The sequence below is a fragment of the Cellulomonas carbonis genome (assembly GCF_014636275.1).
In the GTDB taxonomy this organism is placed as follows: Bacteria; Actinomycetota; Actinomycetes; order Actinomycetales; family Cellulomonadaceae; genus Actinotalea; species Actinotalea carbonis.
Genome location: NZ_BMEB01000001.1, coordinates 214,050 through 226,153, shown reverse-complemented (window position 1 = coordinate 226,153; position 12,104 = coordinate 214,050). Strand labels below are relative to the sequence as shown.

At 74.9% G+C, this 12,104-nt stretch carries 14 protein-coding genes; 6 read left to right on the top strand and 8 right to left on the bottom strand.

The window, feature by feature from the left end:
- Nucleotides 1-70: 70 nt before the first annotated feature.
- Nucleotides 71-1,264, bottom strand: coding sequence for a glycerate kinase family protein (locus tag IEV86_RS01010; protein ID WP_043607940.1), 1,194 nt, complete (start codon nucleotides 1,262-1,264; stop codon nucleotides 71-73).
- Nucleotides 1,265-1,370: 106 nt separating this feature from the next.
- Between IEV86_RS01010 and nadA the strand changes: the two genes are divergently transcribed.
- From nadA to IEV86_RS00995, 3 genes are all read left to right on the top strand, one after another.
- Nucleotides 1,371-2,570 (top strand): quinolinate synthase NadA, encoded by a 1,200-nt coding sequence (nadA, locus tag IEV86_RS01005; RefSeq protein ID WP_043607939.1) that lies wholly within the window; start codon nucleotides 1,371-1,373, stop codon nucleotides 2,568-2,570.
- 61 nt (nucleotides 2,571-2,631) lie between these two features.
- The gene (locus IEV86_RS01000) at nucleotides 2,632-3,231 is read left to right on the top strand and encodes a DJ-1/PfpI family protein (RefSeq protein ID WP_043607938.1); all 600 of its coding nucleotides are present in this window, start codon (nucleotides 2,632-2,634) and stop codon (nucleotides 3,229-3,231) included.
- A 59-nt stretch (nucleotides 3,232-3,290) separates the two neighbouring features.
- On the top strand, nucleotides 3,291-3,815 hold the full coding sequence (locus tag IEV86_RS00995; protein ID WP_043607936.1) for an acyl-CoA thioesterase: 525 nt from the start codon (nucleotides 3,291-3,293) through the stop codon (nucleotides 3,813-3,815).
- 37 nt (nucleotides 3,816-3,852) lie between these two features.
- Here IEV86_RS00995 and IEV86_RS00990 read toward each other — a convergent pair whose 3' ends face one another.
- Nucleotides 3,853-5,190 (bottom strand): dipeptidase, encoded by a 1,338-nt coding sequence (locus IEV86_RS00990; protein ID WP_043607950.1) that lies wholly within the window; start codon nucleotides 5,188-5,190, stop codon nucleotides 3,853-3,855.
- Between the two features lie 122 nt (nucleotides 5,191-5,312).
- Between IEV86_RS00990 and IEV86_RS00985 the strand changes: the two genes are divergently transcribed.
- Complete coding sequence (locus IEV86_RS00985) at nucleotides 5,313-5,918, top strand: DUF3043 domain-containing protein (RefSeq protein WP_043607934.1); 606 nt, start codon at nucleotides 5,313-5,315, stop codon at nucleotides 5,916-5,918.
- Here the strand turns inward: IEV86_RS00985 and yczE are convergent.
- Genes yczE through IEV86_RS00960 form a run of 5 tightly spaced genes read right to left on the bottom strand, consistent with a single transcriptional unit; the run spans nucleotide 5,833 to nucleotide 8,637 of the window.
- On the bottom strand, nucleotides 5,833-6,615 hold the full coding sequence (yczE, locus tag IEV86_RS00980) for a membrane protein YczE (protein ID WP_043607932.1): 783 nt from the start codon (nucleotides 6,613-6,615) through the stop codon (nucleotides 5,833-5,835). The genes IEV86_RS00985 and yczE overlap by 86 nt on opposite strands.
- Nucleotides 6,612-6,821: a hypothetical protein gene (locus tag IEV86_RS00975; protein ID WP_043607928.1), complete on the bottom strand. Its 210-nt coding sequence runs from the start codon at nucleotides 6,819-6,821 to the stop codon at nucleotides 6,612-6,614. The genes yczE and IEV86_RS00975 overlap by 4 nt, the downstream gene beginning before the upstream one ends.
- Nucleotides 6,818-7,849: a quinone-dependent dihydroorotate dehydrogenase gene (locus IEV86_RS00970; protein WP_043607926.1), complete on the bottom strand. Its 1,032-nt coding sequence runs from the start codon at nucleotides 7,847-7,849 to the stop codon at nucleotides 6,818-6,820. The genes IEV86_RS00975 and IEV86_RS00970 overlap by 4 nt, the downstream gene beginning before the upstream one ends.
- A 9-nt stretch (nucleotides 7,850-7,858) precedes the next feature.
- Complete coding sequence (locus IEV86_RS00965; RefSeq protein ID WP_043607947.1) at nucleotides 7,859-8,281, bottom strand: hypothetical protein; 423 nt, start codon at nucleotides 8,279-8,281, stop codon at nucleotides 7,859-7,861.
- Entirely contained in the window at nucleotides 8,278-8,637 is a 360-nt protein-coding gene (locus tag IEV86_RS00960) for a hypothetical protein (RefSeq protein ID WP_043607924.1), read from the bottom strand. The genes IEV86_RS00965 and IEV86_RS00960 overlap by 4 nt, the downstream gene beginning before the upstream one ends.
- A 51-nt stretch (nucleotides 8,638-8,688) precedes the next feature.
- On the opposite strand from IEV86_RS00960, the gene IEV86_RS00955 reads away from it, so the two are divergent.
- A complete protein-coding gene (locus tag IEV86_RS00955; protein ID WP_043607921.1) occupies nucleotides 8,689-10,167 on the top strand; it encodes a leucyl aminopeptidase in 1,479 nt (492 codons plus the stop codon).
- A gap of 67 nt (nucleotides 10,168-10,234) precedes the next feature.
- Here the strand turns inward: IEV86_RS00955 and IEV86_RS00950 are convergent, their stop codons facing one another.
- Complete coding sequence (locus tag IEV86_RS00950; protein ID WP_043607919.1) at nucleotides 10,235-10,555, bottom strand: oxidoreductase; 321 nt, start codon at nucleotides 10,553-10,555, stop codon at nucleotides 10,235-10,237.
- A 147-nt stretch (nucleotides 10,556-10,702) separates the two neighbouring features.
- Here IEV86_RS00950 and lpdA point away from each other — a divergent pair, with 147 nt between their 5' ends.
- A complete protein-coding gene (gene lpdA / locus IEV86_RS00945) occupies nucleotides 10,703-12,082 on the top strand; it encodes a dihydrolipoyl dehydrogenase (RefSeq protein WP_229734426.1) in 1,380 nt (459 codons plus the stop codon).
- The last annotated feature ends 22 nt before the right edge of the window (nucleotides 12,083-12,104 follow it).

The following is a 12,104-nucleotide window of genomic DNA, read 5'->3' as shown; positions in this document are numbered from 1 at the left end:
CCACAGCCACAGCGCCGCCGCGTGGCGCACCGGCGAGAGGGCGCGCGCCACGCCGGGCGCGGGCGCGCGCTCAGACCGGTCGGGACCAGGTGCGGGCGACCCGCTCGACGCGCGCGGCGAGCGTCCCGCGCGCGTCCGCCACCGAGGCGGCGACCTCGGACGGGCGCTCCGCGACCGCATACGCACCGGCGAGGCCCGCGGTCGACCACTCGCGCCGCCCGAGCAGGACCTGGCCCGCGACCGCCACGACCGGGACGCCGTGCCGGAGCCCCTCGGCGGCGACCGCGTGCACGACCTTGCCGTGCAGCGACTGCCAGTCGAGGGTCCCCTCGCCGGTCAGGACGAGGTCGGCGCCGGCGACGGAAGCGGCGAGCCCCACGGCGTCCGCCACCACGGCTGCTCCCGGCAGCAGCCGTGCGCCGAGCGCCGCGAGGCCGAAGCCGACGCCGCCCGCAGCACCCGCTCCGGGTGCCTGGGTCAGCGTCCGTGTCGTGGTCCGGGCGTCCCGTGCCGGGGCGAGCAGGTCCCGTCGCGGTCCCTCGTCGGCCCCCGCGACGGCCTCCCCGACGAGCGACGCGAGGTGACCGAGGCAGCGCTCGAGGTGCTGCGCCTCCTCGGGGCTCGCGCCCTTCTGCGCGGCGAAGCCCGCGCTCGCGCCGTGCAGGCCCAGCAGCGGGACGTCGACGTCGACGGCCGCCACGAGGTCGACGTCCCGGAACCGGTCGCGGAGGGCTGCGACCACCGCCACGTCGTTGGGGACGAGGCCGTCGAGCGCTCCCCCACCGCCGGCCAGCCGGGCCGACGGTGCGCCCAGACCGGCGAGCACGCCGGCACCGCCGTCGTTCGTCGCGGACCCGCCGAGGCCGACGACGACTCGCCGCGCCCCGGCCTCGAGGGCGGCCGACAGCAGCTCGCCGAGGCCGCGCGACGTCGTGCGCGTCGGGTCGCGGTCGCCGGCCGCGACGAGGTGCAGGCCGATCGCCTGCGCCGACTCGAGGTAGGCGGTCCGTGCCCCCTCCGCCCCAGCGAGGAGCATCACCGCGGGCGTCGGGTCCCCCAGCGGCCCGTGGACCGTCACGGGGACGAGCTCGCCCCCCAGTGCGCCGTGCAGGACGTCGACGAAGCCGGGCCCGCCGTCGGCGAGCGGGAGCTCCGTCACGACGTCGTGCGCCGCGCCGAGCGACCAGCCGGCGCGCATCGCGTCGGCCGCCTCGCGCGCCGAGAGGGTTCCGGAGAAGCAGTCGGGGGCGACGAGGATCCGCACGCCGCCATCGTGCCCCATCGGTCCGCCCGACCGGTCCCCGGCCCCCGCCCGGGCCCCACGCGGCGGCTCCTGTCCGTGCGCGACGGGCCTGTGGGACACTGCGCGCGTGAGCACGACTGCACCCCCGACCTTCAGCGAGCCCGCCCCCTCGGCCCTCCTCCTGCTGGGGCAGGGACGTGACCTCGCGTCGGAGCGAGGTGTCGAGTGCACGGGCGCGCTGCCCGATCCCGCGGACCCCGACCTCGTCGAGCGGGCACGCGCCGCGCGCGCGGCGCTCGGTGACCGTGTGTTCGTCCTGGGTCACCACTACCAGCGCGACGAGGTCATCCAGTTCGCGGACGTGACCGGGGACTCCTTCAAGCTCGCGCGTGAGGCCGCGGCGAGGCCCGACGCCGAGTACGTCGTGTTCTGCGGCGTGCACTTCATGGCCGAGTCGGCGGACATCCTGACGGGCGACGAGCAGGCGGTGCTGCTCCCCGACCTCGCCGCGGGGTGCTCGATGGCCGACATGGCGACCATCGACCAGGTCGAGGAGGCCTGGGAGGTGCTGGGCGACGCCGGGGTCGCCGAGCGGACCGTGCCCGTGACCTACATGAACTCCTCGGCGGCGATCAAGGCCTTCACGGGGCGCCACGGTGGAGCCGTGTGCACCTCGTCCAACGCGCAGGTCGCGCTGCGCTGGGCCTTCGACCAGGTCGGCGGCGTGGACGGGAGCGGCAAGGTCCTCTTCATGCCCGACCAGCACCTGGGCCGCAACACGGCGGTCCTGCAGCTCGGCCTGGACCCGGAGGCGTGCGTCGTCTACGACCCGCGCCGACCCGGCGGCGGGCTCACCGCCGCACAGCTCGATGCGGCGCGGATGATCCTGTGGCGCGGGCACTGCTCCGTGCACGGGCGGTTCTCGGCGCAGAACGTCGCCGACGTCCGCGACCGCGTCCCGGGGGTCACCGTCCTCGTGCACCCCGAGTGCAAGCACGAGGTCGTCACGGCCGCCGACATGGTCGGCTCCACCGAGTACATCATCCGCGCGCTCGACGCGGCCGAGCCGGGCAGCTCCTGGGCGATCGGGACCGAGCTCAACCTCGTCCGACGGCTCGCGCGCGCGCACCCGGAGCTGTCGGTCCACTACCTCGACTCGACGGTGTGCTTCTGCTCGACCATGAACCGGATCGACCTGCCGCACCTCGTGTGGACGCTCGAGTCGCTCGTCGAGGGCCGCGTCCCGAACCGGGTGGTCGTCGACCCCGACGACGCGCACTGGGCGCGGGTCGCGCTCGACCGCATGCTCGCGCTGCCCGGGGCATAGGCCGGGCAGCCACCGACCGGAGAACAGCAGGGCACGTCACGACGTGCGGCAAGGAGGGCTCGTGGCCACCCGTGACCCGCTCCGCGTCGGGATCCTCGTGTTCGACGACGCGGAGGAGCTCGACGTCGTCGGACCGTACGAGGTCCTGACCGCCTGGACCGCCCGGTCGCGCCTGCGACCCGCCGTCGTGACCTTCTCGCCCGACGGCAACGGGGTGCGCTGCGCCAAGGGCCTGCGCCTCGTGCCCGACCACGGGATCGACGACGTCGGCGACCTGCACGTCCTGGTCGTCCCCGGCGGCTCGGGGACCCGCGCCCTGGCGGCCGACCCCGACCACCTCGCGTGGCTGCGTCGCGTCCGCACGACGACGCCCGTGGTCGCGAGCGTGTGCACAGGCGCCCGGACGCTCGCTGCCGCCGGGCTGCTGGCGGGCCGACCCGCCACGACGCACCACGACCACCTGGACGAGCTCGCCGAGCTCGACCCGAGCATCCTCCTGGACACCGAGGCCCGGTTCGTCGACGACGGGGACGTCATCACGTCGGCGGGCGTGAGCGCCGGCATCGACATGGCGCTGCACCTCGTGGCCCGGCTCGAGTCCGTCGAGGTCGCGCGCGCAGTCCGGCACGACCTCCAGTACGACCCCGCACCGCCCGTGTGACGCCGCAGGTGCGCAGTCACGGCGCCGGTCGGGCGTCGGGGCGCCGGTAGCCTGCCGCGGTGAGCCGACAGATCCAGCTGGCGATCGCCACGACCTTCCCGCGTCGCCCCGTCCCCGGGCTCGGGCTCCTGGACGCGTCCGTGACCCGCACCCGCGTCCGTCCCGGGGACCTCGACCTCTACCTGCACGTGAACAACGGCGTCTACCTGCAGATGATGGACGTCGCGCGGAGCAACCTGATCGCCGACCTCGGAGCGGTCCCGCTCCTCAGGCGGCAGGGGTGGTACCCGGTCGTCGCCGCGTCGACCATGACGTACCGCCGGTCGATGCGGCTGGGTGACCCGGTGGAGATCACCACCCGGGTCGTCGGCTGGGACCCCCGCGTCGTCTACGTCGAGCAGGTCTTCCGGTGCCGCGACCAGCCGGCCGCGCGCGGCCTCGTCGCCGGGCGCTTCCTGTCCCGCTCCGGCGGGCGGGTCCCCGCGCCGGACGTCGTGGAGCTCCTGGGCGGTCCCGTCACGAGCCCCGCACTGCCCGAGGACGTCGCGACCTGGGCGCGCGCCCTGGACGTCGCGCACCGCTGACGGCGCGCCGGGTCCCGTGCCGGGCGGGCGACGCAGGTCAGCGCGCGAGCCGCTCCAGCAGCAGCGCCTCGGCGAGGACGACCTTCTCGAGCTCGCCGAGGTGGACGGACTCGTTCGGGCCGTGGGCACGGCTGTCCGGGTCCTCGACGCCCGTCACGAGGATCGCCGCGTCGGGGAACACCTCGAGCAGGTCGGCGATGAACGGGATCGACCCGCCGACCCCGATGTCGACCGGCTCGGTGCCCCAGGCGTCACGGAACGCCGAGCGCGCGGTCTGCATCGCGGGCGAGTCCGCCGGTGCCTGGAACGCCTTCCCGAGCTCGCCGTCGTGGACCGTGACCCGTGCCCCGAGCGGGGCGTTCCCCTCGAGGTGCCGGCGGAGCGCAGCGGCGGCGTCGCGGGGGTCCTGCCCGGGCGCGATGCGCAGCGAGAGCTTGGCCCGGGCCGACGGGGCGATGGTGTTGGACGAGTGCGCGACGGACGTCGTGTCGATGCCGATCACCGAGAGCGCGGGCTTGGTCCACAGGCGCCCTGTGAGCGTCCCGGTTCCCGCGAGGCGCACGCCGGGGAGCACCGAGGCGTCGGCCCGCAGGTCCTCCTCGTCGTAGTCCACGGTCGGCTCGGCGGCGCTCGTGAGCCCCGCGACGGCGACGGTGCCGTCGTCGTCGTGCAGGGTCGCGATGAGGCGCGCCAGCAGGGTGGGTGCGTCGAGCACCGGCCCCCCGAACATCCCCGAGTGGACGGCGTGCTCGAGGACGGCGACCTCGACCTCGCAGTCGACGAGGCCGCGCAGGCTCGTCGTGAGGGCCGGCACGCCGACCTTCCAGTTGCTCGAGTCCGCCACGACGATGACGTCCGCGGAGAGCAGGTCGCGGTGGCGCACGAGGAAGTCGACGAACGTGGGCGACCCGATCTCCTCCTCGCCCTCGACGAACACCGTGACCCCGACGCCGAGCTCGTCGCCGAGGGCCCGGAGCGCGCCGACGTGCGCGATGACGCCCGCCTTGTCGTCGGCCGCGCCGCGACCGTAGAGGCGCCCGTCGCGCTCGGTCGGCTCGAACGGCGGGGACACCCAGTCGACGTCACTGCCGGGCGGCTGGACGTCGTGGTGGGCGTAGAGCAGGACCGTCGGCGCGCCCTCGGGCGCCGGGCGCCGCGCGACGACGGCCGGTCGGCTCGTGACGCCGTCCGCACGGTCGGCCGTGAGCACCTCGACCTCGGGCATCCCCGCGCCGCGCAGCAGCGCGGCCACGGCCTCGGCGCTCGCCGTCACATGGGCCTGGTCGAACGCGGGGCTCGAGACGCTGGGGATCCGGACCAGGTCCTCGAGGTCGCCGCGGAGCGCGGGGAACAGCTCGGCGACGCGGCCGCGCAGGACGTCGGTGCTCGCGGCGACGCCCGGGGCACCGTCCTGCGGGCGGGCGGTCGTGGTGTGCAGGTCGGTCGGCGCATCGGTCACGCGACCACCGTACCGGCGGGCTCGACTACCCTGGGCACGTGCTCTCCCGTGACCGCAGGTCCCCTGCCGACGACGACGCCACCACGCACGACGAGGCGTCCGCGGCGACCCCCGCCGGCAAGGGCCGCCCGACCCCCACGCGGCGCGAGGCGGAGGCCGCGCGTCGCCGTCCCCTCGTCCCGGCGGACCGCAAGGCCGCGGCCAAGACCGCTCGTGCGGCGCAGCGCGAGCAGCGTCAGCGCGAGTACGAGGCGATGCTCAGCGGCGACGAGCGCTTCCTCCCCCTGCGGGACAAGGGCCCCGTCCGGCGCTACGTGCGCGACTTCGTCGACGGGCGCCGCAACCTCGGCGAGTACTTCATCCCGTTCTCGCTCGTGGCCGTCGGCGCCGTGCTCCTCGTCGGGTTCCTCGACGCCGAGATCGCCGCGGTGACGACCCTGGTCGTCATCTTCGTGCTCTACGCGATGATGCTCATCACTGTGGTCGACGGGTTCATCCTGTCCCGTCAGCTGCGCAAGAGGGTCGCCGCACGGTTCGGCGAGGTCCCGCGCGGCGTGGTCATGTACGGCGTGATCCGGGCGTTCCAGATCCGCAGTCGGCGGCTCCCTCGTCCGAAGGTCGACCGGGGTCGCTACCCGGCGTGACCGCCTGCCCGGAGGCACCCGTCGGTCCGACGGACGCGACGGCTCCCGCAGCAGGGGCCGTCGCGGCCCCGGGGTCGCCCGGGACGCTGAAGCGGGGCAGCAGCACGTGCACGATCGGACCGATCGCGACCGCGTAGACCGCCGTCGCGACGCCCGCCGTGCCACCCAGGAGCCACCCCGAGGCCACGACGAGCACCTCGATCCCCGTCCGCACCAGGCGCAGGGGCCACCCGGTCCGGGCGACCACCCCCGTCATCAGACCGTCACGCGGACCGGGTCCGAGCCGCGCCCCGATGTAGCACGCGGTCGCGACCCCGTTGAGCGCGATCGCGCCGGCGGCCATGGCCGCTCGCGCGCCGAGCGGCAGGTCCGGCAGCAGCGCGAGCGCCGCGAGGAACGGGTCGACCAGGACGCCGATCACGACCACGTTGGCGACCGTCCCCGAACCCGGCCGCTGGCGGAGCGGGATCCATGCCGCGAGGACGAGGACGCTGATCACGACCGTGGTCGTGCCCAGGGTCCAGCCGAGCCGACGGCTGACGCCCTGCGAGAGCACGTCCCACGGCATGTTGCCCAGACCCGAGTGGACGAGCAGCGCGATCGACGCCGCGTACAGCACGAGGCCGAGAGCGAGGCGCCACGCCCGAGCGGGGTCGGTCAGACCACGCCGCCTCCGGGGGGCCAGCCGGCTCGTCACGGCGTGCGCAGCGGGAGCGCGGGCGCGACCGGCGCTCCGTGGTGCAACAGACGGGCCGCCGCCACGCCGTCGGCCGCCATCGTCCGCCAGTGCTCCCCGATCCACGCCTCGGCGTCGAACCTGCTGGAGAACGCCGGGCTGACCGGCCGGTCGAGGACGCGGTCGTCGGCGGCGAGCAGCTCCCAGGTCCACTGCGGTCCGCTCATGCCCGGTCCTCCTCCGCCGCCAGCGCGCGGTTGATGCGCGAGGCCCAGAAGGGCCCCTCGTAGACGAACCCCGTGTAGCCCTGGACGAGGTCGGCACCCGCTCGTCGGTACGCGCGCGCGTCCTCCGCGTCGGTCACGCCCCCCACGCCGACCACGAGCGCGCCGGGGCCCAGGCGGTCGCGCAGCCGCCGGACGACCTCGAGCCCTCTCGGCAGCACCGGCGGCCCGGACAGCCCGCCCTCCCCCAGGTCGTGGTCGACCGTCGTGTTGACCGCGACGACACCCGCCAGACCGAGCTCGGCGACCAGGTCGGCGACCGCGTCGACGTCGTCGTCCGCGAGGTCGGGCGCGATCTTCACCAGGACGGGCACGGTGCGGCTGCGCGGGACGGCCCCAGCCGCCGCGTCGAGCGTCGCCCGCAGCACGGGCCGCAGCGCGTCGACGGACTGCAGCGCCCGCAGGCCCGGGGTGTTGGGCGACGAGACGTTGACGACGAGGTAGTCCGCGAAGGGTGCCAGGAGCCGCGCGCACGCGGCGTAGTCCTGGGGCGCGTCCTCGTCGGGGGTCACCTTGTTCTTGCCGATGTTGACGCCGATGACGACGTCGCGGCCCCACCGGGTCGCGCGGAGCCGGCGGAGCCGGTCCGCGGCCTCCTGCGCACCGTGGTTGTTGAACCCCATGCGGTTGCGCACACCGCGCACGTCCAGGACGCGCCAGAGCCGCGGGCGGTCGTTGCCGGGCTGGGCGCGCGGGGTGATGGTGCCCACCTCGACGAACGCGAAGCCGAGCATCGTCAGACCCCGTACCCCGCGGGCGTCCTTGTCGAAACCCGCCGCGAGGCCGAACCGTCCGGGCAGCCGTCGACCCAGCACCGGCAGGACCGGACCGGACGGGGCGACGAGGACCCGCGCGAGGACGTCCCGCAGGCCCGGCACGGCCGCCGCAGCCCGGATCGCCGCGAACGCGAGCTCGTGCGCGCGTTCCGGGTCGAGGCGTCGCAGCACGTGCCGGAAGAGGAGGTGGTACACGCCGCGAACCTACCGGGCGTCGACGGCCGTGCGCGGACGCGTCCGCCGCAGCCACAGCAGGCCCAGCACCGGCAGGACGAGCGGCACGTAGCCGTACCCGGAGCCGAATCCGGACCACACCGTCTCGTCCGGGAAGAGGCCGGGCGAGGCGAGCGAGAGCGAGCCGACCACGACGACGCCGACCAGCTCGAGCCCCACTGCGACCCACGCGAGCCGCCGCAAGGACCCGCCCCGCGCGAGCGCGACCGTGGCGACGACGTAGACGACCGCCGCGACCGCGGACAGCGAGTACGCGAGCGGCGCGTCCTCGAAGTCGCGCAGGACCTGGACCGCGGACCGGAAGCTCGCGGCGACCGCCAGCACCCCGTACAGCGCGACGAGCACCCGACCGGGCCCCGACCCGGTGCTCGACCCGGGGGTCGGGGCCGTCACGAGCCGCTCCACACCTGCACCAGGCGCAGCTGGAGGAATGCGACCGTGACCGCGGCGACGAGCAGGACGACCGAGCTCCACCGCGTCCGCTCGGCGAAGGCCCAGGCGGCCGCGACGGGGAGCACGAACAGGGTCGTCACGAGGTAGCCCCAGAACGTCGGAGCGTCCGCGGGCGGGCTGCCCGTCGCGGACAAGACCAGCGCGACGACGACGTGGACGAGGAGGAGCGCCTCGACACCGGCGCCGACCAGGAGCTGGCGGAGGATGACGGGCCGGTCGCGCAGGGCCCTCCAGGCGGCCCACCCGGCGAGCGCGAGCGAGCCGGCCGCGACGGCCCAGGCGAGGGGTGACCACACGAGGGGCAAGGATACGGCGGGCGTCCGCGGTCGATCGCCTACCATCGCCGCGTGGCCACCCTCACCCTCTCCCCCAAGGACCTGACCCGACTGACCGCCGACGCCGTGGTCGTCGGGGTCGCACCCGCCCCGGACGGCGTGCGTGTCCTCGACGCCGACGCGCTCCCGGAGGCGCTGCGCGACGAGGTCGTCGCCTCGGCGCGCGGGCTCGGCGTCAGCGGCGAGGCCGACACCCTGCACCGCATCCCCACCGGCGGGCGGCTCGCCGCGCCCGTCCTCGCCCTCGTCGGCGTCGGCGACCACACGGGCGCCCTCGGCGCCGAGGCCCTGCGGCGTGCGGCGGGGAGCGCCGTGCGGCAGCTCACCGGTGTCCGGACCGTCGCCCTCGCACTGCCGGCGGGCGACGCGACGGAGCTCGCCGCCGTGTGCGAGGGCGCGCTGCTCGGGTCCTACGCGTTCACGCGGTACCGCAAGGTCGAGCAGACCCCCGCGGCCGAGCTCGTCGTCGCGACGCCCCTCGCGCGCGACGGCGCGGCGAAGAAGGCCGCCGCCCGCGCCGCCGTCGTCGCGGAGGCGGTCCACGGCGTGCGTGACCTCGTGAACGCGGCCCCCGTCGACCTCTTCCCGGCCGCGTTCGCCGACGCGGCGCGCACCGCCGCCAAGGGCACGCGGGTCAAGGTCTCGGTGCTCGACGAGAAGGCGCTCGCCGCCGGCGGCTACGGCGGGATCCTCGCCGTCGGCCAGGGCTCCTCCCGCCCGCCGCGCGTGGTCAAGCTCACGTACTCGCCCCTGCGGGCCCAGCGGTCCGTCGCACTCGTCGGCAAGGGCATCACGTTCGACTCCGGCGGCCTGTCGCTCAAGCCCGCCAAGGGCATGGAGGCGATGAAGTCGGACATGGCCGGTGCGGCCGCCGTGCTCCACACCGTCCTGGCGGCGGCAGCGCTCGAGCTGCCCGTCCGCGTGACGGGCTGGCTGTGCCTCGCCGAGAACATGCCGTCGGGCACGGCGCAGCGCCCGTCGGACGTCATCACGCAGAAGAACGGCACGACCGTCGAGGTGCTCAACACCGACGCCGAGGGTCGCCTCGTCCTCGCGGACGGGCTCGTCGCCGCGTGCGAGGAGAAGCCGGACGTCGTCGTCGACGTCGCGACGCTCACCGGCGCGCAGGTCGTGGCGCTCGGGACGCGCGTGTCGGCGGTCATGGGCACGGACGACGCCCGGGACGCCGTCGTCGCCGCGGCTCGCGACGCCGGCGAGCAGTTCTGGCCGATGCCGCTGCCCGAGGAGCTGCGTGCGAGCCTCAAGTCGTCGGTCGCCGACCTCGCCAACATCGGTGACCGGTTCGGCGGGATGCTCGTCGCGGGGCTGTTCCTGCGCGAGTTCGTCGGCAGCACGCCGTGGGCGCACCTCGACATCGCCGGTCCGGCGTTCAACGAGGGCACCGCGCACGGCTACACGCCGGTCGGCGGCACCGGCGTGGCCGTGCGCACGCTGCTGTCGATGCTCGAGCAGCCCGAGCCGACGCGCTGACCCGGGCGGGGACGCGGCGCTCGGGACGGGGCACGGCGCAGCACCGGGCGCAGCGCGGGACGGCGCGTCAGGCCCGCCGCGCCCGCTGCCGCGAGTTCCACTCACGCATCCGGCGCGGGTAGCCGGTCAGGTGCACGTCGTACACGGGGATCCCGAGCGCGCGCGCGAGCTCGCGCGCCGCGCGCGGGTCGGGCACCTTGCGTCGCGTCCACTCCCCCGTGGTCGCGACGAGCACGACGGTGGTCGGCGTCACCCGCGTGGCGGGCTCGATGTACGCCTCGACGCCCACGCGCGTGCGCACGAACTCCGCGAGGTGGTCCGACGTCAGGCGCTGCGCGTCGCGCGCCGAGGGCTCGTCCGGGCGCCGCCGGCTCCAGGGCCACCTCATGCGGCAAGAGTACGGTCCCGCAAGTCATAGGATGTTTCCGTGGCCACCACCCGGCCACCACCCCGCGCTCCGGTTCACGCTCGTCCGCTGGTGATGACAAGATGGCCGGAGCGTCCCACCCGCCGCACCTCGGAGGAGCATCGCATCGTGGCTGAACACCCCGTCTTCGACATCGTGGTCCTGGGCGGAGGGAGCGGCGGCTACGCCACTGCTCTGCGCGCGTCCGAGCTCGGCATGACCGTCGCCCTCATCGAGGCGGAGAAGCTCGGCGGCACCTGCCTCCACTGGGGCTGCATCCCGACCAAGGCGCTCCTGCACGCGGCGGAGCTCGCCGACGGCGCACGCGAGAGCGAGCGCTTCGGCGTCCGCACCTCGTTCGAGGGCATCGACATCGAGAAGGTGCACTCGTACAAGGACGGTGTCATCGGCCGCCTCTACAAGGGTCTCCAGGGCCTGGTGAAGGCCCACGGGATCACGTACGTCGAGGGCTACGGCAAGCTCGTCAGCAAGGACGTCGTCGAGGTCGACGGCCAGCCCTACCAGGGACGCAACATCGTCCTGGCGACGGGCTCGTACTCGCGGTCGCTGCCCGGCCTGGAGATCGGCGGGCGCGTCATGACGTCCGAGCAGGCCCTGTCGCTCGACCGGGTCCCCGAGTCGGTGATCATCCTCGGCGGCGGCGTCATCGGCTCGGAGTTCGCGAGCGTGTGGAAGTCGTTCGGGGCCGACGTCCAGATCATCGAGGCGCTGCCCAACCTGGTCCCGAACGAGGACCCGGCGATCAGCAAGGCGTTCGAGCGCGCGTTCCGCAAGCGCGGCATCAAGTTCAGCACGGGCGTCCGCTTCCAGGGCGTCACGCAGGACGACGCGGGCGTGCACGTCACGCTCGAGGACGGCAAGACCTTCGACGCGGAGATCATGCTCGTGGCCGTCGGCCGTGGCCCGCGCACCGAGGGGCTCGGCTACGGCGAGCAGGGCGTCACCCTGGACCGCGGGTTCGTCATCACCGACGAGCGCCTGCACACCGGGGTCGGCAGCATCTACGCCGTCGGCGACATCGTGCCGGGCCTGCAGCTCGCGCACCGCGGCTTCCAGCAGGGCATCTTCGTCGCCGAGGAGATCGCGGGGCTCAAGCCCGCCGCGATCGTCGAGTCGGGCATCCCCCGCGTCACCTACTCCGAGCCCGAGATCGCGTCGGTCGGCCTCACCGAGGCCGGCGCCAAGCAGGCCTACGGCGACGACGCCGTGCAGACGCTCGAGTACAACCTCGGCGGCAACGGCAAGAGCCAGATCCTCGGCACCACGGGCTTCGTGAAGCTCGTGCGCCGCAAGGACGGCCCCGTCGTCGGGGTCCACATGATCGGCGCCCGCGTCGGCGAGCTCGTCGCCGAGGGTCAGCTCGTCGTGAACTGGGAGGCGTACCCGGAGGACGTCGCCTCGCTCGTGCACGCGCACCCCACCCAGAACGAGGCACTGGGCGAGGCCTTCCTGGCCCTGGCCGGCAAGCCCCTCCACGCCCACAACTGACCCCACCGAAGGAGACGCGAGG

Bases quoted from the DNA above. Each gene is read 5' to 3' on its own strand.
- IEV86_RS00975 (WP_043607928.1), bottom strand. From the start codon at position 6,821: ATGAGCGGACCGCAGTGGACCTGGGAGCTGCTCGCCGCCGACGACCGC.
- IEV86_RS00950 (WP_043607919.1), bottom strand. From the start codon at position 10,555: ATGAGGTGGCCCTGGAGCCGGCGGCGCCCGGACGAGCCCTCGGCGCGC.